Origin of the sequence: Terriglobus roseus, assembly GCF_900102185.1 — a bacterium.
Lineage (GTDB): Bacteria > Acidobacteriota > Terriglobia > Terriglobales > Acidobacteriaceae > Terriglobus > Terriglobus roseus_A.
In genome coordinates this window covers 3043219-3061403 of sequence record NZ_LT629690.1, presented here as the reverse complement: position 1 = coordinate 3061403, position 18185 = coordinate 3043219, and the positions used below count along the sequence as shown (strand labels likewise).

General features: G+C 56.3%; 15 protein-coding genes. 10 read left to right on the top strand and 5 right to left on the bottom strand.

What is annotated here, in order from left to right:
- Positions 1 to 10: 10 nt before the first annotated feature.
- From BLT38_RS12765 to BLT38_RS12750, 4 genes are read left to right on the top strand one after another with little or no spacing between them, the layout of a single operon-like run.
- Positions 11 to 838: a type III pantothenate kinase gene (locus tag BLT38_RS12765; RefSeq protein WP_083345524.1), complete on the top strand. Its 828-nt coding sequence runs from the start codon at positions 11 to 13 to the stop codon at positions 836 to 838.
- Positions 839 to 845: 7 nt separating this feature from the next.
- Positions 846 to 1544, top strand: a complete 699-nt coding sequence (locus BLT38_RS12760) for a hypothetical protein (RefSeq protein WP_083345523.1) — start codon at positions 846 to 848, stop codon at positions 1542 to 1544.
- Positions 1545 to 1547: 3 nt separating this feature from the next.
- Positions 1548 to 2753, top strand: coding sequence for a 23S rRNA (uracil(1939)-C(5))-methyltransferase RlmD (gene rlmD, locus BLT38_RS12755; protein WP_083345522.1), 1206 nt, complete (start codon positions 1548 to 1550; stop codon positions 2751 to 2753).
- Entirely contained in the window at positions 2750 to 5539 is a 2790-nt protein-coding gene (locus tag BLT38_RS12750; protein ID WP_231966473.1) for a ComEC/Rec2 family competence protein, read from the top strand. Before rlmD ends, BLT38_RS12750 begins: the two co-directional genes overlap by 4 nt.
- Before the next feature lie 7 nt (positions 5540 to 5546).
- Here the strand turns inward: BLT38_RS12750 and BLT38_RS12745 are convergent, their stop codons facing one another.
- Complete coding sequence (locus tag BLT38_RS12745) at positions 5547 to 7007, bottom strand: protein adenylyltransferase SelO (protein WP_083347080.1); 1461 nt, start codon at positions 7005 to 7007, stop codon at positions 5547 to 5549.
- A 176-nt stretch (positions 7008 to 7183) separates the two neighbouring features.
- On the opposite strand from BLT38_RS12745, the gene BLT38_RS12740 reads away from it, so the two are divergent.
- Positions 7184 to 7762 (top strand): YceI family protein, encoded by a 579-nt coding sequence (locus BLT38_RS12740; RefSeq protein WP_172838268.1) that lies wholly within the window; start codon positions 7184 to 7186, stop codon positions 7760 to 7762.
- Between the two features lie 92 nt (positions 7763 to 7854).
- Entirely contained in the window at positions 7855 to 8610 is a 756-nt protein-coding gene (locus BLT38_RS12735) for a lysozyme inhibitor LprI family protein (RefSeq protein WP_083345519.1), read from the top strand.
- Positions 8611 to 8647: 37 nt separating this feature from the next.
- On the opposite strand, the gene BLT38_RS12730 is transcribed toward BLT38_RS12735, so the two are convergent.
- Both BLT38_RS12730 and rpmE read right to left on the bottom strand, forming a co-directional pair.
- Positions 8648 to 9949 carry a tRNA dihydrouridine synthase gene (locus BLT38_RS12730; RefSeq protein WP_083345518.1) on the bottom strand — a complete coding sequence of 434 codons (1302 nt, stop codon included), beginning with the start codon at positions 9947 to 9949 and terminating at the stop codon, positions 8648 to 8650.
- 64 nt (positions 9950 to 10013) lie between these two features.
- Complete coding sequence (gene rpmE, locus BLT38_RS12725; RefSeq protein WP_083345517.1) at positions 10014 to 10241, bottom strand: 50S ribosomal protein L31; 228 nt, start codon at positions 10239 to 10241, stop codon at positions 10014 to 10016.
- 271 nt (positions 10242 to 10512) lie between these two features.
- Here rpmE and BLT38_RS12720 point away from each other — a divergent pair, with 271 nt between their 5' ends.
- The 3 genes from BLT38_RS12720 (at position 10513) to BLT38_RS12710 (ending at position 12809) form a co-directional block, all read left to right on the top strand.
- Positions 10513 to 11067 (top strand): hypothetical protein, encoded by a 555-nt coding sequence (locus BLT38_RS12720; protein WP_156785118.1) that lies wholly within the window; start codon positions 10513 to 10515, stop codon positions 11065 to 11067.
- 115 nt (positions 11068 to 11182) lie between these two features.
- Positions 11183 to 11995, top strand: a complete 813-nt coding sequence (locus BLT38_RS12715; RefSeq protein ID WP_083345515.1) for an ATP-binding protein — start codon at positions 11183 to 11185, stop codon at positions 11993 to 11995.
- Positions 11996 to 12281: 286 nt separating this feature from the next.
- The gene (locus BLT38_RS12710) at positions 12282 to 12809 is read left to right on the top strand and encodes a DUF2393 family protein (RefSeq protein ID WP_083345514.1); all 528 of its coding nucleotides are present in this window, start codon (positions 12282 to 12284) and stop codon (positions 12807 to 12809) included.
- A 241-nt stretch (positions 12810 to 13050) separates the two neighbouring features.
- On the opposite strand, the gene BLT38_RS12705 is transcribed toward BLT38_RS12710, so the two are convergent.
- On the bottom strand, positions 13051 to 13941 hold the full coding sequence (locus BLT38_RS12705) for a M48 family metalloprotease (protein WP_083345513.1): 891 nt from the start codon (positions 13939 to 13941) through the stop codon (positions 13051 to 13053).
- A complete protein-coding gene (locus tag BLT38_RS12700) occupies positions 13938 to 16892 on the bottom strand; it encodes a DUF2339 domain-containing protein (RefSeq protein WP_156785117.1) in 2955 nt (984 codons plus the stop codon). Before BLT38_RS12700 ends, BLT38_RS12705 begins: the two co-directional genes overlap by 4 nt.
- Positions 16893 to 17017: 125 nt before the next feature.
- Between BLT38_RS12700 and BLT38_RS12695 the strand changes: the two genes are divergently transcribed.
- Positions 17018 to 17908 carry a GntR family transcriptional regulator gene (locus tag BLT38_RS12695; protein WP_172838267.1) on the top strand — a complete coding sequence of 297 codons (891 nt, stop codon included), beginning with the start codon at positions 17018 to 17020 and terminating at the stop codon, positions 17906 to 17908.
- Positions 17909 to 18185 lie beyond the last annotated feature (277 nt).

Below are 18185 nucleotides of genomic sequence, written 5' to 3'. Positions count from 1 at the left end.
GAGTGAAGGAATGCTGCTGGCGATCGACGTAGGCAATACCAACACAGTACTAGGGCTGTACCGCCCGGCCACCCCGGAAGCACCCGCAGCGCAAACGCACTGCTGGCGAATTGCGACTCCAGTCCAAAGGACACTGGATGAACTGCGCATGGTACTTCGCGGTCTGTTCATTATGGACGGCGTGGACATAACCGCAGTTACCGGCGTTGCAGTCTCGTCCGTCGTTCCGCCGATCGATTCACTTTTTCGCGAAGTGATTGAAAAGCTCTTCGGCGTGAAGCCACTGTTTGTGGAGCCAGGCGTGAAAACAGGGCTTCCAGTGTTGGTGGACAATCCGGCCGAGGTCGGAGCTGACCGCATTGTGAATTGTGTAGCAGCCTTTGAACGCTACGGCGGACCGACCATCGTGGTGGATCTTGGAACGGCCACAACGTTTGATGTGATCTCGCAACGAGGCGAATACCTGGGCGGTGCAATTGCGCCCGGGATTGGCATTAGCGCAGATGCGTTGTTTGAGCGTGCGGCCAAACTCGGGCGTGTCAACATTCGCAAACCGAGCAAGGTGATCGGGACCAACACCGTTGACCACATTCAGATCGGTCTCTATTACGGTTACATTGGCCTCGTGGATGGCATCTGTGAGCGAATGATTGCTGATCTAGCCATTGAGACGAAGGTAATTGCCACTGGTGGCTTTGCCCGCATGCTGGCAGAAACCTCGCGCACGATTCGTCATGTAGACGAGAACCTGACGCTGGATGGAGTTCGTCTGATTTACGAACGCAATCAGGACCGCGTTCGCCGCCGCGCTATGGCTGCAACACAGCGCTCGGAGTAAGTACGCGTTGCTGAATTACTTTAACTACTTCACGGAAATCGAAACCCGCTTTCAGCAGCGCAGAGGAACTCTACTGTTACTCAGCACACTGGATTGGGCGCTGATTGAAATGTGGAGAGAAGCTGGCGTGCCTCTGGAAGCTGTGCTGCAGGGGATAGACGACGCTTTTGATAAATACGATCAGCGTTCTCAGAAAACCGCTGGCCGGGTTCGCAAGGTCAACGGCCTGGCGTGGTGTGCGCAGGCTGTTATGGCTGCAACAGAGGACATGCGTGATGCCGCCGTTGGCGCGGCAAAGCCCGCTGTAAGCGAAGAAGAAAGCGGGTTTCAGCCACAACGTATTGCAGCCTACCTTCGGCAGAATGCAGCAGCCGTGGCCTCGCAGCCAGACGACGCCTTCCTCTCGCTTGCGGAACGGCTACGTGCTCTTGCAGATGAAGTGGAGACGGAGTTGGCGCCATCCACTGAGGATCTGGAGTTAACACTGACTGCTCTGGAAGAGCGCATGTTTGCTGCGCTTATGCTTTCTGCAACGGAAGAAGAAGTTGTGGCTCTACGCGCACAGGCCGCGCGCGAATTGGCTCCGTATCGCGGTAAGATGTCGGCTGTGCAGTTGAAGCAGGTGACCGAACAATTTGTTCACAAGCGTTTGATGGAAGCGCGCGGTGTGCCGCGGCTCAGCCTCTTTTACATGAGCGTCGAATAAGCGATGAGACACGCAGCACAGGTCGCACCAGAACAGAAGCTGCTCTCCATCACCGGAACCATGCCGCAACGTGTAGCGGCTCTCTGTCCGCATTTTGGCCAGTGTGGTGGATGCCAGTTGCAGGACGTTCCGTACGAACATCAGCTCATAGCCAAACAGGCAATGTTGATCGATGTTCTGCATGCATCGGGTATTCCTTCTGTTCCCGCAGTCGAAGTACATAGCGCCCAACCATGGGAATACCGCAATCGCATCCGACTGCGTGTTTACGCTGACAACATCGGTTATAGCCGACGCGGTAGCAATGATTTCCTTGCGATTGATGAGTGTCCGATCGCTTCACCTCTTTTGATCCGCATGGCGTTGCGGATGCGGGACCTTGTCCGTGAAGGAAAGCTTCAGTGGCCGGAAGGCGTGGTTGCGATGGAGCTCTTCACCGACAGTGAAGAGAAGATCGTGCAACTATCCATGCATACCGATGCCATGGTGACGGAAGTAAGTCGTAACGCACCTCCGCAACTTCGTCTTCTCTGCGATACGGTGCGCAATGAATTCCCTCAGCTCGTTGGAGGTGGTCTCTCCGCGGCTGCACCCGACAAGACACGGTCCAAACGCGTGCAGGCCACACAGCGCATTGAAATCGCCCGCTGGGGCGAGTCGCAGCTGACTTATCACGTTGCGGAGAACACCTATCGCATCACACGCAACGCTTTCTTCCAGGTAAATCGTTTCCTCACCTCCGAGATGGTGAAGGTCGTGGTGGATCATCGCAGCGGTCATCTTGTTCTGGATTTGTTTGCTGGCGCGGGACTCTTCTCGGTCCCCCTGGCAATGCGTTATGAGCAGGAAATCGCAGTGGAGATTGGTGAGCCAGCAGTATCTGATTTGGCTTCGCATCTTGCGGCATATCCGCAGCACCGTGTCGCGCATGCCACGGTCCAGGATTTCCTGGCGCGTGCGTCTGTGACACCCGATCTTGTTGTAATGGATCCGCCACGCGCCGGTGTTTCCATGCCCGCATTGCGTTCGCTTCTGCGAATGCGTCCACACGAAATTGTGTATGTTTCCTGCGATGCAGAGACATTCGCGCGCGACGCAAAGACGTTGCTAGAAGGCGGTTATGCTTTCTCGGAGTTTCATCTTCTGGATCTGTTCCCGCAGACATTCCACACCGAAACCATAGCCGTGTTTCGACGCGAGACCGAGTGACAGACCAAGGCACGAAACCAATGCACAGTGCGGCAATGGAGCGTGTCAAAGGTGCACGCAACATGCTTTTCGGTGAGGTCTATACTCACCCCGCGCATTTCAGCGATGTGCAGCCACTGCGTCTTCACAGTAATCCCGCGCTGATGATTGCGGGATGTTTTGCGTTTGGCATTCTTTTCCAACATTGGTGGCAACCAGCAGCGCACGTCGTGCTCACATGTGTTCTTCTTCTTGCCGTTGCGATATGGACTGTAGCAAAGGCTCCGCGCATGGCATGGCCCGCAACTGCTATCGCCTTTATCGCATTGGGATGGGCGACGGCGCTATTACGGCCGTCTCCGCAGGATGCGTCTTTGATTCCATACGCTGACGCGCTACAGCGGAAAGTGGAAGCGGTGGTTACAGATTCCCGTATGCTTTCCACGACGGCTGCATCGAAGCTGGATGACAGCGAATGGGAAGACGAAGAGGCTGAAGGAAACGTACGTGAAGTTTTGCAGCTGAAGGCCTTACGAGCCGAAGAGATCACACCCGACATTGCTGTGATGCGTCCCGTGAGTGGCGGCATCCAGGCAACGCTTGGATCACGCGATGTCACGCAAGCGGTGCCTTACCTTCCGTGTGGCACTCATGTAGAACTTACGCTTCGCATGCGTCCGCAGGATCGTTATCGTGATCCGGGCGTGTGGAATTATGCAGATCAGCTACAGAACGAAGGTATTACGATAGCGGCTACTGCAGATGTGAAGCAGCTACGCATACTGCCTGCGCCTTCTATACCGCTTTCATGCTGGTTCCAGCGCGCTCAGCATTGGTCGTCGAATCGCATTGGTGCTCTAACCGTTTCCCCATGGATGAGATATCTCCCGCATGTCATGCAGTGGAATGCAACGGATGCATCGATGCTACGCGCCATGCTCTTCGGGGACAGGACTGCGCTGCAGCGCAATGTTCGCATAGCGTTTGAACGAACGGGTTCCTTTCATCTTTTCGTGGTTGCTGGAGTTCACATCGCAATCCTGATGGCCGTGCTATATCAGTTCTTTCTACGGCTTCGGATGGTACCTTGGGGTGCAGCGCTCATTACGCTTGTTCTCGTGAGTGGATACGCGGTGCTGACTGGCTTTGGGCAACCAGTGCGACGCGCGTTGTTCATGTCCGCCATTTATCTGCTCGCAATGGTTCTCGATCGAGATCGGCAGGTAATGAATGCTCTTGGCGTCGCCATCCTCGGGATGTTATTTCTCAATCCAGATTCACTGTTTGAAGCAAGCCTGCAGATGACGGCGCTTTCTGTGTTTGCGGTAGGCGGCATCGCCGTGCCCCTTGTATCGCGCACGATCGGTCCATGCGCCAATGCGTTGAAAAACATCGAGAGCATCCTCCTGGATGTGCATTACGCGCCGTACCTGGCTCAGCTTCGCGTCAGTTGCCGTGTATCTGGTCGGTTATTCACGGGATGGCTACCGAAGCGATACGACATGCCCATCGTTCAACGTGCGCCTGCATGGACTTTGCGTATGTGCCTGCTTGCTCTCGAGGCAATCCTGGGCATACTTATGGCGGAGTCGGTGATGATGTTGCCAATGATGGTGTATTTCCATCGTCTGACGCCATTCGCTGCCCCTGCAAATTTGCTTGCGCTCCCGTTGATCGGATTTGTTATGGGGTGCGCCATTGGGACTTTTGTGCTGTCCCTTCTGCATCCTCTGCTTGCGCTGATTCCAGCAGCGATGACTGCGCTAAGTCTGCATGGCATCGGTTATGTGGTGCGTACGCTGAATGCATTTCACGGTGCGGATATGCGAGTTCCGTCGCCTCTTCCGGCATGCGTTGCTGCAGCATGTTTGCTATGGCTACTCGCGATATTCCTGTTGCACGAGCACCGACGCAAGCCTGCATGGATCGGATGTGTTCTCGCCATTGCAGCGGCTGTCATTCTCGTATTTCCATCGCGCCCGGTATTCGCGCACGACGCATTGTCCTTCACATCAATTGATGTGGGGCAAGGAGATTCTGAGTTCGTGACGACGCCCGAAGGTCAAATCATGGTGATCGATGCAGGAGGTCCGATGGGCTCCCGAACACAAAATGCATCGTCCAACTTTGATATCGGTGAAGAGATCGTATCGCCTATGTTGTGGCGACAAAATATTCGCAGGATTGACGTACTAGTCATTACGCACGCGCATAGCGATCATATCGGAGGAGCATTGGCTATTCTCCGCAATTTTCATCCGCAAGAGTTGTGGATCAGTGTGGATGCGGCATCGCCTCTGCTGCGAGGCCTGATCGAAGAAGCAAAAGCGAATAACATCGCCGTTCGCCGTATGCATGCAGGAGATGTTGCACAGCTTGGAAGCATGAGTATTATTGCGGAGAGTCCGCGCGCAGGATATAAGAACGGGAACGAACCGCAGAATGATGATTCGTTAGTCCTTCGCTTAGGGTATGGAAAAGCGTCGATATTGATAGCAGGCGACGCGGAGCGCGACACCGAAGAGGAAATGTTAGCTCGTGGCTTGCCGCCATCCACGCTATTGAAAGTGGGCCATCACGGTAGCAATACCTCTACCAGCGAAAAGCTTTTGGAGCAGGTACAGCCGCAGTGCGCGGTAATTTCGTGCGGCAGGGGAAATCCATTCGGCCATCCGCGCATGCCTGTGTTGCAACGGCTTCAGGCAGCGCATGTGAAGACCGCACGAACGGACACAATGGGCGCAGTGCGCTATCTTCTTCACACGGATGGAAGCATCAGCATGTCGGCACTTATGTCAGAACGTTAGGCAGAACTTATGTGCCGCAGAAGGTCTGCAGCACACGCTCTTCCGGTTTCGCTGGTACAGCGTAATGCTCTAATCTCTCGCGCTCTTCAAAGGGCTGCGATGTTACTTCCAGAAGACGTTCAAATGGAGTAAAGTCATCGCGCTGTACCGCGGCGTCAATCACTTCCTGCACAAGATGGTTGCGCGGAATGTAGATGGGACTCGCAGCGCGCATGGATGCAATGCGATCTTCAATCGTTCGATTCTCTTGTGCGATGCGAGTCTGCCACCGCTGCGACCATTCCGTAAAAGCAGATGGATCGCGAAACAAGGAGGCAGCAGGATAGTCTTCGTGCTTTTCCAGAACATCTGCAAGACGACGAAACGTGAGCGTGAAGTCTGCCTGATTGGCTGCCATGCGTAGCAGCAAGTCGGCTGCAAGGTCCAGGTCTTCGGCATGTTCAGTTGCCAGTCCTAACTTATTCCGCAGTCCGTTGACGTGGGCTTTTTCAAAGGTCGTTTGAAAGGAATTCAGTACTTCATAGGCAGCGTCCAATGCGCCTTGTTCGCTGCCTTCCTCTTCCTGCAGCAACGGCAACAGGCATTCAGCCAATCGAGATAGATTCCATATCATAATCGCAGGCTGATTCTGATATGCGTAGCGGCCATTGCGATCGATGGAAGAGAACACTGTGGCGGGATGATACTGCTCCATGAAGGCACACGGGCCGTAGTCGATGGTTTCGCCGCTGATGGCAGTATTATCCGTGTTAATCACGCCGTGAATGAAGCCAAAGTCCATCCACTTTGCAATGAGCTTTGCCTGTCTATCCACAATGCCTTGAAGCATCGACTTGTACTTCTTCGAAGTTTCTTTTGCTTCGGGATAGTGTCGATCAATCACGTAATCCGCAAGGATGCGAACAGAATCATTGTCTTGGCGTGCAGCGAAATATTGAAACGTCCCCACGCGAATATGACTCGACGCGACGCGAGTGAACACAGCGCCGGGCATAATCTCTTCACGCATAACCTTTTCGCCGGTAATAACGGCAGCAAGTGCACGAGTAGTGGGCACACCAAGCGCATACATTGCTTCGCTAAGAATGTATTCACGCAACACAGGACCCAGCGCCGCTTTGCCATCGCCACGCCGCGAGAACGGAGTGCGTCCTGAACCCTTCAGGTGGATGTCCTTCCCATTGACTTCGCCGAGAAGGTTGGCGCGGCCATCACCAAGCGAGGGAACGAAGGTGGCGAACTGATGACCGGCATAAGCCATCGCAAGCGGCTCTGAGCCATCAGCGAGGCGGTTCCCAGAGAAGATTTCAGCAATGTCGTCACCAGGGACGATATTGAGCTCTTTTGCCAGCCCTTCGTTAAAACGGATCAGGCGCGGCGACGCCACCTGCGCTGGGTTCGCCCGGCCGTAGAAGTTCTCAGGCAGTCGCGCATAGGTGTTTTGGAAGGGAATTTTCGAACGGCTCATCATCACATTTGATGATCGCAAAGCGCGGACGAAGCAGCGACGAATACCAGAAGAAATAAAAGTTTTATATCGAATGAATCCGAATGAAGAATGAACCATCTATTTCGACATAGAAGGATATTGTGGCGATGGTCGAAACTGCGCCACGGACTGAACTGAAAGAGGAATTTGATCTAATGATCCGTCGCACAACTCTCGCTCTCGCAGCAGCTTTGCTGCTTTCTCCGCTCGCGCCCGCGCAGTCTTCCACTTGGAAGCCTGATACCGCTCATAGTGGCGTGGATTTTTCCATTCTGCACCTCGCAATCTCCAAGGTGCGCGGCCATTTCGCTGTCTCTGGCGGTGAGGTGACGTTTGATGAGAAGGACATCACCAAGTCGAGGGTGAACATCGCCATTGATGTGAAGTCTGTTGATACGCAGAACAGCATGCGTGATGACGACCTGAAGAGCGACCATTTCTTCGACACTGCGAAGTATCCCACTGGCGAGTTCACGAGCACGTCCATCAAGAAGAGTAAGGACGGCCTCGTCATCAATGGCAACCTGACGGTACACGGCGTCACCAAGCCTGTAGTGCTCACCGTCGACGGTCCGAACGGTCCTGTGACCGGCCTGGATAAGAAGCAGCACATCGGTTTCTCGGCGACGACCACGGTCGATCGCCTTGCATTCGGTCTGGCTCCGAGCTATCCGGCTTCGGTTATTGGTACTGATGTGAAGCTGACAATCGATCTGGATCTCGCGAAGCAGTAAGCGAACGTGTGCTGAGACGGCGGCCCTAGAGGCCACCGTTTTGCGTGTTTGCTTTCGCGGAGTGATAGAAGTATCCGGAAGAGGTTCTTTCGATGACGAGGTTGGTTTGTCTGGCCGGTCTTTTGCTGTTCGCTCTGGGCATGCGTGCGCAGGAATCTTGTAGCGATGCTGAGCAGTTAGAGGCGCACCTTAAGGCTGCACCGACCTGTGAGAAAGCCGCCGTCATGATGAAGGATTGTGCATGGGGATCTAGCGCGGATTCAGGGTTCTCCTCCATCGTTGTGAAGAAGTGTGAAGCTACGTTTCTGAAGCAGCTTTCCACATCGGCGAAGCGGCGCTATGTGCAGGAGATGCAGATCTGCTGGAAGACGGAAGAGTTGCAGATGGGAACGATGTACATTTCTTTCGCGGCGCTCTGCGCGGCGGATGTTGCGAAAGCATATGCGACGAATCCCGCACGACGTTCTGCCCCGGAGTTGCAGGCGAGCTTTGATTGCAAGAAAGCCTCTACTCCTTTGGAGCGTGCGATCTGTTCTGACGCTGAGTTGGGTGAAGAGGATGTGATCTTGTCTCGCATCTACAGCCGCACAATGGCTTCATTGAAGGCGAGCCACTATCAGCCCATCTTGCTGGAAGATCAACGTGCATGGCTACAAAAATTGCCCGGCGTGTGTAATGTATCTGCGCCAGTCACACAGAAGGCGTTGCAGTGTCTGCGGCAGGAAATAAAGGTACGTTATTCGCTGATTGACAGTTGTTCGGAAGAAGGGCCAGGTAATAAACAGGTCTATCTCACGTGCCTGCATGACAAGAGCATCCTGCGAGGCTATGGCGACAATCCCGAATGAATTCTTCAGATCGATCAGTGTAGGTGTCGGCGGAGAACTAGCTGTCCTGGAAGTCAGCGAAGGCGGCTGGTTGCAGATCAGCGGTGCTTTGCAAACGCTGGGCCGGGTCCATCGCGAAGAAGCGATCGACTGCATCCATGACCTGTTCAGCCTGTTTGCTCTCGAAGATACTGCGGCGCAGCGTGGCTCCGCCCGGAACGCCGTGGGTAAACCAGCTTGCGAATTGCTTCATCTTCCCGATGACGTCACGGCGGGCGCTTTCGCGATCGCGAACCTTGTTGCGCTCGTGGTTGTAAGCCGATAACTCTGCCGGTGTCATGCTCTCCGTGGGCAAAGGTGTGAAGTCGATTTCCGGATGCTCCTGCTCCAACTCTTCGAAGAGCATAGTGAAGTAGGTGCGGATCATGCGATAGCGATCTTGCTCGGTAGCCACTGTGTAGGTGCCCGTGCCAGTGGCCACCTTGGTCGCGGTATATTGTGCGATCTGGCGGAAGATCCACGGATTTGCAGGCGCGGCGCGACCGATCATTACTGCATCGCAACCAGTCGCAGCAATCATGTTTGCGGCGTCTTCCGGAGTGCGCACGTCACCATTGCCGATAACGGGAATCTTTACAGCATCCTTCACTGCAGCGATGTACTCCCAACGCGCATTGCCCGTATAACCCTGTTCGCGTGTGCGAGCGTGGAGTGCGACGGCGTTCAGACCGCAGTCCTCAGCCATCTTTGCCAGCGGCACGCAGACAAGCTGGTGATCGTTCCAGCCCATGCGGAACTTGACGGTGAAGGGAATCGACACCGCACTACGCACGCGCTTGAAGATGGTTTCAATCAAAGGCAGATCGCGCAGCAAACCACTGCCGCCGTTGCATGCAACAACGCGTTTGGCAGGGCAGCCAAGGTTCAGATCGACAATGTCAAAGCCGGCGTCCTGGCAGATACGTGCGGAGTCTGCGAGCGTTTCTGGATTTGATCCGAAGATCTGCGCGGAGATGGGGTGTTCATCGTCGTAATAGGTCAGGTAGCGCTTGCGCTTGACCTCGCGCATACGCGAGAGGCCATCGGCGGAGGTGAACTCCGTCATGATGAGGCCGCAACCAGACTGCTGATTGCTCAGAGCCTGATCGACATTGGTGCTGTCGCTGGAAGACGAAAACAGAGAAGCGTTCTTGATGAAGCGACGGAAGACGGTATCAGTGATACCAGCCATGGGGGCGAGCACAGTCGCAGGCGCAATGCGCACATTGCCGATGGTGAATTCGGCAGGCACAGGCAGTCCCGTTTCACGCGGAGCATGATCGGCGACAGCGGCGGCGTAGTTGTACCAGTCCTTCTTCATCGTGTGCTCATGGAAAGAGCCTCCGGCGGACCGGAGGCTCCCCAGGTTGGTGCTTACTGCGGGTTTACTTGGCAGCGGTAGCGGCGTCGCTCTTGGCGAACTTGCGCTTGAAGCGCTCGATACGGCCGGCCGTGTCGATGACCTTGTTCTTGCCTGTGTAGAACGGGTGGCAGACGTTGCAGATTTCGAGGAAGATGTCGCCCTTGTGGGTGGACTTCGTCTCAAAGCTGTTGCCGCAGGCGCACTTAACGGTGGTCGCGACGTAGTTCGGGTGAATTCCCTGCTTCGGCATTGCGAATACTCAACTCTCTGAAGATGGTCGCCCAGTCGCGGTTCGCTTGCCTGCGGTGTGTTCACGCGGCATCGAGGTTCCATGCGCTGACCTGTTAAAAACGGGCGCTTTGACTATTTTACCGTGGTTCCCGCACTTGAGCAATGGCCGGGTGTAGCGGAGCAAATTGTTCCCGGCAAAACGGTAGTTTCTTCCGTAGACAACTCGATACCCGCTATTCGACTCTCCATAAAGAGAGTTAGAATCACGCGCCGTAAGGGGGAGCCACAAAATGAATGCAGTATCGTGCAGCATTGCTTTAGGGATGGCGTTATCCATGGGGGTGGCAGGGGCGCAGACTAGCGCTAACGGGATGGTCACGCCACCGGGTACCCAGAACAAGACCAGTGCCACCCACCCGTGCGCCAACATGGACGCCAGCGGTCAGCCGACCACTCAGGCGCAGGTGGAGGCAGGGTGTACGGGGCTGGCACCGGGGTTCGTCTCTCCCAGCACCAATATGCCGCCGCCGGAGCACCATGACGTTACAGCCGTCATCCGTGTGAACTCCGTCGTGGCCAAGCCGGACAAGTTCCCCTACCCGATGGACTTCCAGGTGGTGGGTGACGCCACCATGCTGAAGGCCAAGCTCCCGCAGGTGCGTGCGTGCCTGGGTGTGGCTAAGAGCTGGACCAAACGTGCCAACGCGGCTACCTCCACCACGTGTGTCGACCACAAGGGGGAAGTCGTGGCTTACCAAGAGTGCAAGCCTGCCGATGGCGCCGTGCCGATGGTGTGCAACGCAGCCGAACCCGTCAAGGGCGACGCTGTAGCAGTCGTGCAGTAACCTTCCATCCCATCCAGTGCGCCGTTGCCCACAGCAGCGGCGCACTTCTCCTCAGACATCCACAGCTACCTCTTCGCAGCCGCATCGTTTACCGTTAGGGAAGAGACGTATTCCCATGGCAACGGTAGATCAGGTCGGTTTCGGTACAGAGTCAGAGCCGGTTTGCATCTACTGCGACGGTCAGGGCATGCGCATCGTAGAGGATGCGCAGGGACGCCGGTCGGCTGTGCCTTGTGTGTGCCGTGCGCAACGGCGTACACGGCGGGTGTTGAACTTGGCCCGTATTCCACGTCGGTATGAACACTGCACGCTGGATTCCTACGAACCCAACTTCGGTGATGGTGCTCATCGCTCCTTGCAGGCGGCGCTGCGTCGTGCGCGGCAGTTTGTGGATGGCTATCCGCTGGTGAACGATGGCAGCGGTCTGCTGCTGACCGGCGCGATCGGTGTGGGCAAGACGCATCTTGCTGTGGGTGTGTTGCAGGCTCTGGTGGAAGAGCGCGGTGCAACTGGACTGTTCTACGACTACCGTGAGTTGCTGAAGCAGGTGCAGAACAGCTACAACCCACGCGTTGCGTCGACGGAGCTGGAAGTGCTTGCGCCGGTGTTTGAGGCGGAAGTGCTGGTGCTGGATGAGATTGGTGCGTCCAAGCCGACCGATTGGGTTTGGGACACGGTCGCGCACATCCTGAACACCCGCTACAACGACAAGCGGACTACGATCATCACCACGAACTATCCGAACCTTCCGCCGCGTGGTGTGGCTTCGGAGGAGATTGCTCCTTCCGCTCGTTACGTCACACGCGAGGAGACGCTGGGAGATCGCATCGGAGAACGTATGCGCTCACGGTTGATGGAGATGTGTACGACGGTTGAGATGCAGGGTGAAGACTTCCGGCAGAAGGTAAAGCGCGCCTCATTCGTCTGAGCTTTGCTGGATAGCGCGTCGAGCCTTGAGCAGACAAAACCTCAAACTAGAAGAACAGAACCCATAGAAACAGCAGGCCGCAGCCGCAGGCTGCTATGCGGTATGTCCAGTCGTGGGTGGTCGTCACGGTATGCATGGCCGGTTCTCCGGGGGAGAGGTTGTGCCGCTTACAAGCGGCACAGACACAGAGACAAGTCGGACAATGTTGCTTATGGTCACTTTGCCATAAGCGGTGTTACCTGGTGATAAATCCCTATAGAGGAATCTGCGTAGTAGACTCCAAGCGATGGAAGATGAGCAGAAGCATACGCCTTTCCTTACGAGTGCGGAACCAGAAAGCACCGTTTCTACCAAGACATGGTTGATTGCGGCTAGCGCTGTCGTGCTTCTGATCGTGATTGCTGCTGTGGCGACGCTGCGGCGGACGCCGGTGAACACGGGGGCGGCGCTGCCCGCGGATGCGAATGCGGCTTCACTGCCGATCAGCGACCGTTCCATGTCTGAGGCGACCAACGGTGCGGGCGGCAAGTCGACCTATCTGGATGGGACCATCACCAACAACACCAGCAAGACCCTCACAGCGGCAACGGCGCAGGTGAGTTTTGCTACGACGGATGGAACACAGCCGCATCGTGAGACCACACCGCTGATGCTTGTCCGGACGCGCGTGCCTTACGTGGACCTCCAGATGGTTTCCGCCGATCCGATCAAGCCGGGCGACCATCGGGACTTCCGGCTGATCTTTGAATCGGTTCCAGCGAACTGGGACGTTCAGCCGCCGGTGATTACGATTACCCATGCGGAGCTGCGGTAGGGGTACCCCCCTCCCCCCTGTTTTCTAAAATCGTCTTTCTATTGGGTTTACGTTTTGAATGGCGCTAAAATCGTCTGCCCATTGGAGTTAGAGGCAAAATCGTCTTTCTAAAGAAGTTAGGGCCGCGCTGCTGCGCGGCCCTTTTGCCTTTGCTTCTATTTTAGCTATTTGGCGGAAATACCATGCCAACTCTATTTCTTTTGGTTTGTTGGGGTTGAGTGGTTTGGGGGCTTGACAGCGTTCATCCTGGCGAGCGATTTGTGTGGTGCAGCGGTTGGACGGGCTGGGGCTTCCATCCCTGTGCTTTTGCTTGTTCCTGGATGTATGCAATCCGCTGGGTACTGGGCGGGTGGGATGCGAAATAGCCGGTAAGTGTTGAAAACGAGAGATGTGCTGCTTCGTCGATGGGATTTGCGGCCTTCGTTGTGTTTTGCTTAGGTTCCATCCTTGCGAAGGCTGTGAAGAGTTGCAGGATGCCGGTGTAGCTATAGCCAGCATCGACGGCTAAGGTGGTACCGTCACGATCTGCTTCGAGTTCCTGTTGCTTGGTGTATCCGGCCATAAAGAGTTCGACCGGAATACCGATGATGTCGCCGAGTGATCCAAGTTGGTGAAGCGTGGCCTGGGTTTGTGCACGTTCAGCGCAGTGACTGAGGTCGACGTGTTCGATTTCGTGACCGAGTACGGCTGCGAGTGCGTCTTCGCTTTGCATTTGTTGCAATAAACCTTCGCCGACGAAGACATGGCCCCCCGGCAATGCAAAGCCATTCACGAAGGTGGGTGACGAGATGTAATGGAAGGTCCACGGCAGTTTGCGGCGGGCGTGTGATGCAACGCGCGAACCTACTGTTTGGAGGTATGCCTCCACCGCAGCATCACGGGAGGAATTGTCTCCCGTGACGTGGTGTGATGCCGCGGTGCGTGCTGCCAATGCATTGCCGAGGGTTATCTCGTCTGCGTCTGTCATGCGATCCAACGTTGCCGGTACGCGGGTGAGTTCGTGTTGCGCATCGGCAGTGGCGGTGAGCAATGTTCCTGCACTGGGCTGGGTGTTGATCTGCTGATGCTGCACCAGCGCTATGGATGCGATTGCGGCGACTGCAATGAATGCCAGTACAACGTACCGTCTCATAGCAGCTCCAGAATTGTTTCGCGGTAGCGGGAGTAGAGGAACGAGACCAGCAGCAGGGCCGCGCCCATAACAATCAGCGTGATGTAACGGTCCATGGGGGCAGCATTCCAGATGTCGATGACGACGATCTTGCCCAGTCCCACGAGAAGCACGCCGAGACCAGCGAGCCGGAAGCTGCGCTCTTTCACAGCAAGCGCGACCAGGAAGGTGAGCAGGCCGAGGGTGCTCCAGCCGACGGTGATCATGCCTGCACGCAGTTGCATGGGAATCCACGCGAAGAGCAAGGTGAGCGGAGCGAAGAAGAAGAGCTGCTCCGGATGATGCATGGGTTGCATCCATGCAGGTTGTTCTGTGGAGGCTTCTGCTTGCTGTTTGCGCAACGAGAACGCAATGGGCAGTGCAGCGAACAGGAGTGCGCAGGTTATTCCTACGGTGAAGATGCGGCCTTCTGTTCCGTGTGCTGATAACGGCTCTGCGGAGATGATGTTGAAGGCTAATGTGCGTGCTGCTGTGAGCAGGATCATGGTTATGGCCTGCGCAGTAAAGAGTGGACGACGAAGCATACGAGCGAGTGCAAGCAGCGTTACCGCGAGCAGTGCGCCACCGATAGAGACCCATTCTGGACGCAGGGTGACGTAGAGCAGTGTTGCAACGGTTGTGAGGGCGAACCATGCATGAGCTTCCCCGGCCATGCGGTCTGTCGGGTTTTGTTGCTCACGGCTGTACATGCGCTGGTAGACATACGCGAAGATGGCAGCCAATGGGAGCATGGTGTAAGCGCGTGGCGCGGGAGCCAAAGCGATGTTGATGAAGAACAGGCGTACGAAGCTTGCTGTGAGCAAGACGAATCCCTGTTGGCGGAAGAAGGCTTTGCGTGTGGCAAGGCCTAGCTCCAGCAGAGTGACTCCCAGCACGCACCATGCGATGCCGATGGCAGCAGGCTGAAGTGCGTACCACGCTAACGTTGCCAGCAGCGTGGTTGCAGGCCATGCGTAGACCGCTTCGATTTGCGACAACTGCACAAGATGCGATGGTTGACGACGACGCATGTGCAGGTAAAGCAATGCGGAAGAGGAGAGCAGGATCAGCGTGTTGGTGGTGTGGCTGAAGTGGCTCCACTGCGCGAAGTTGATGATGGCCATGCGTGCCAATGTGGCCAGACCCAGCAACTCAGATTGTTGAGCGAGATCTGCGGAGCGCAGACGATCTGCCACGAGCGCAAGGCTCAGAGTCAGTGCGAGCCACGACAGGATTGTCCATGCTCCTGCGAGAGGCATCCACAGGGCAACGGCTGCGCAGAGTGTTGCAAGGTAACTCAGAACGCGCAGTGCGTTGCGGTCGATGTTGTGTTGAGAGACGCTGGGCCAACGGCGAACTGCATATTCTGCGTTGAACCAAGTGACGAATGCGGCACAGCCGAAGACCATTGCGAGAGCGGCATGGTGGTTTGCGTCTGGAGCTAACTGTCGCGCTTCAAAGATGGGCGCAGCGCACTGAACGAAGAGTTGGCCGATGGCAGCGAAGGCCGACAGCAAACCCAGACGGCGGAATACGGTTTCACGCAATGCAAGGCCGGTGATGAAGAGCATCTCCGCTTCCAGCAGCCACGCCAGCGGCCAGCTGGCACCCGCGAAGTGGAAGGGAATGGAAGCTAACAGGAAGAGCGATCCGATGCAGGACAGAGTGACGAACGCGTCGTGATGACGGCGACGTGCGAGGAATGCCATGACGAGTTCCGCGGCGCCAAGAGCCAGCAGGCCGTAGAAAGCCCATTCCGGATGTGAGGACTGGTACTTGAGCAACGTGAGCAGGCCCGCGGAGTTGAGCAGGACATTGATGGTTGCGCATGCGCGGTCGCGTTCGTTGTCGGGAACGCGGAGGATGTAAAAGGCGCGGAACAACAGCCAGTAGAAGAGCAGCAGAGCTGCGCTGGGAAGGAATTGCGGGAAGGTGTGGCCGGGTTGTGCGCCATCTGGTAAAACGCGCTGCAGCCAGATGAAGTGCGTTAGATAGACAGCAGTGAGTCCGCCAAGCACCATGACAAACCAGCGTTCACGGAAGGCGACAGCGACTAATCCCGCAGCCAGGATGGCTCCTGCGACAAGACTGAAGACGGTGACATGGCTGATGGCGACGGTGAAGAAACCTAACAGGAATGCGAGGCTGGTGACGACCTGCGAACGGTAGCGCAGCGAGTGGAGAACCATTGCGGTGGCGACGGTGAGCATCAGCACAAGATCGATTGCCTGTGAGTGCAACACCTGCATGGCAGGGATATGGAAGAGGGCGAATGTAACGAAGAACAGCAAGGCCCATCCGCCGCCGATGGCAGCACGGGCGAAGATGCGGTAGCGCTCACGGCGTTCGAGCAGAAGGCCGGTGGCCAGAATTGCGACGGAGAGCAGGATGCCCATGATGCTCTTGCCAAGAGGGCCGAGTGTGCGCAGTTGATAGCCGAGCAGCAGAGCCAGACCTGTGACGAGGGTGACGATGCCGAGTTTGTTCAGCCAGTTCTGGCCGAGGCGCTCTTCCAGCGAGATGGAGCGCTTTGGGGAGGGGATTGGCTCTGCGGCGGGCGTTTCCAATCGCACTGGTTGCGGTTGGGGAACTCTTACAGGCGGCGGTGGTGTCGGCCGCTGTGGTGCTATTGGGGCTGAGAGCGGTGGTGTGATTGTGCGGCGCGGTGGTGGTGGCGGACTGATGGGTGCGACCGTCTCCGTCAAGAGAGAAGGTTTGGGTGCCGGCTCTTCGCGGGGTGAGGCTTTGGCGGCCGTTTGTGTGATGTGAGTTTCCAGCGATGCAAGGTGGCGACCGAGGCGGTTCACCTCGTTCTCTAACTGCTGGACCTTGTCCTGAGTGCCGCGAAGAGTTGCAATCCGGGAGATTGCCCAGATGACCATCACGATGAACAGCAAGAATGCGGCTGCGACGATGACTACGAAGGATTCCACGTTCACTCCTCGACCTGAAACTGTGCTGTGTCGGAGACTAGTTGCGTGGGTTTCGTGTCAGCTACTATGCGGGTGACGCTTTCCTGAACTGTCACACTGCACCATGAATGGGGAACAAGGGAACGATGCAACTGGTGTTGAGTAAAGACAGCGATGTGCCACTACGACAGCAAGTTGCCGATCAGATTGTCTTACTCATAACGACAGGACAGTTGCATGCGGGCGATGAGCTGCCGAGCGTGCGTGCTTTAGGCAGGCTGAGCAAGGTTCATCACAACACGGTGAGCGAGGCGTATCAGGAACTGGTTCGCCGCGGTTGGGTCACACGGCGTCCGGGCAGCCGGCTGGTGGTGGGTAAGGCTCTGGTCCGGCCGGCGGCAGGGTCGCAGGATCTGGATGATCTGATCAACTACAGCATTCAACGGGCGCGCCGCATGGGGTATGACCTGCAGGCGTTGCGGCTACGCGTGCGCGAACGGTTGCTGGCAGAGCCTCCGGATCATTTGCTGGTGGTGGAGCAGGAGGCCGGGTTGCGAGAGATTATCCGGCGGGAGTTGCAGGATGAGTTAGGCTGGCCTGCGCATGGCTGTTCTTATGACACGTTTGCCAGAGAGCCGGGACTTGCCATTGGAGCGCAGGTTTTCGTTGCGAATCATTACGTGGAGGCGATGAAGCCATTTGTCTCTTCGGCGCGCCCGCCGCTTGGCGTGGTGTATTCCTCTGCGGTGGAGCATATCGACCGGATCAACCGGCTGGAGCATCCGTCGATCGTCTCGCTGGTATCGGTGAGTGAAGGGGTGCTTCGGACTGCGAAGAGCTTTTTCGCTTCCGCGATCGGGAAGAAGCATGTTCTGCAGGAAGTGCTGGCAACCGACGAGAGTGTGCCGAGCCTGGGCGACAGCGACCTGACCTTTTGCGACTCGGTGACGCTGGGCATGGTGAAATCGCGGAACAAGGTGCACTACAAATTGATTGCGCAGGATTGCTTTGCGGATCTGGCTGCGTCGCTTGGTTAGTGTCATCGAAGGAACGCCGGCCTGATTGCGTGCTTTCAGAGGCTATAGCTCGTACTCGCCTGAATCGCTTAGGGATGGAAGTTATCAGACATCGGTAGCTTCGGGGCGCCCAGGATGGGCGAATTTCTGGGGTAAATACGCAGTGTGCAAGAGATTTACCACTTTTAACGTGCTGCTTATGGAGCGATGGCAGTGGGCAGAATTTGGTGAGATTCTTCTTTCCGAGAGGGAAGAAAATTCCGTGAATTGATCGGACATTAATACTCACCTTTTCTTA

Coding starts and splice junctions, on each gene's coding strand:
- BLT38_RS12735 (WP_083345519.1), top strand. CDS start 7,855: ATGACGAGGTTGGTTTGTCTGGCCGGTCTTTTGCTGTTCGCTCTGGGC.
- BLT38_RS12715 (WP_083345515.1), top strand. CDS start 11,183: ATGGCAACGGTAGATCAGGTCGGTTTCGGTACAGAGTCAGAGCCGGTT.
- BLT38_RS12705 (WP_083345513.1), bottom strand. CDS start 13,941: ATGAGACGGTACGTTGTACTGGCATTCATTGCAGTCGCCGCAATCGCA.
- BLT38_RS12695 (WP_172838267.1), top strand. CDS start 17,018: ATGCAACTGGTGTTGAGTAAAGACAGCGATGTGCCACTACGACAGCAA.
- rlmD (WP_083345522.1), top strand. CDS start 1,548: ATGAGACACGCAGCACAGGTCGCACCAGAACAGAAGCTGCTCTCCATC.
- BLT38_RS12765 (WP_083345524.1), top strand. CDS start 11: ATGCTGCTGGCGATCGACGTAGGCAATACCAACACAGTACTAGGGCTG.
- BLT38_RS12740 (WP_172838268.1), top strand. CDS start 7,184: ATGATCCGTCGCACAACTCTCGCTCTCGCAGCAGCTTTGCTGCTTTCT.
- BLT38_RS12745 (WP_083347080.1), bottom strand. CDS start 7,007: ATGAGCCGTTCGAAAATTCCCTTCCAAAACACCTATGCGCGACTGCCT.
- BLT38_RS12730 (WP_083345518.1), bottom strand. CDS start 9,949: ATGAAGAAGGACTGGTACAACTACGCCGCCGCTGTCGCCGATCATGCT.
- BLT38_RS12710 (WP_083345514.1), top strand. CDS start 12,282: ATGGAAGATGAGCAGAAGCATACGCCTTTCCTTACGAGTGCGGAACCA.
- rpmE (WP_083345517.1), bottom strand. CDS start 10,241: ATGCCGAAGCAGGGAATTCACCCGAACTACGTCGCGACCACCGTTAAG.
- BLT38_RS12720 (WP_156785118.1), top strand. CDS start 10,513: ATGAATGCAGTATCGTGCAGCATTGCTTTAGGGATGGCGTTATCCATG.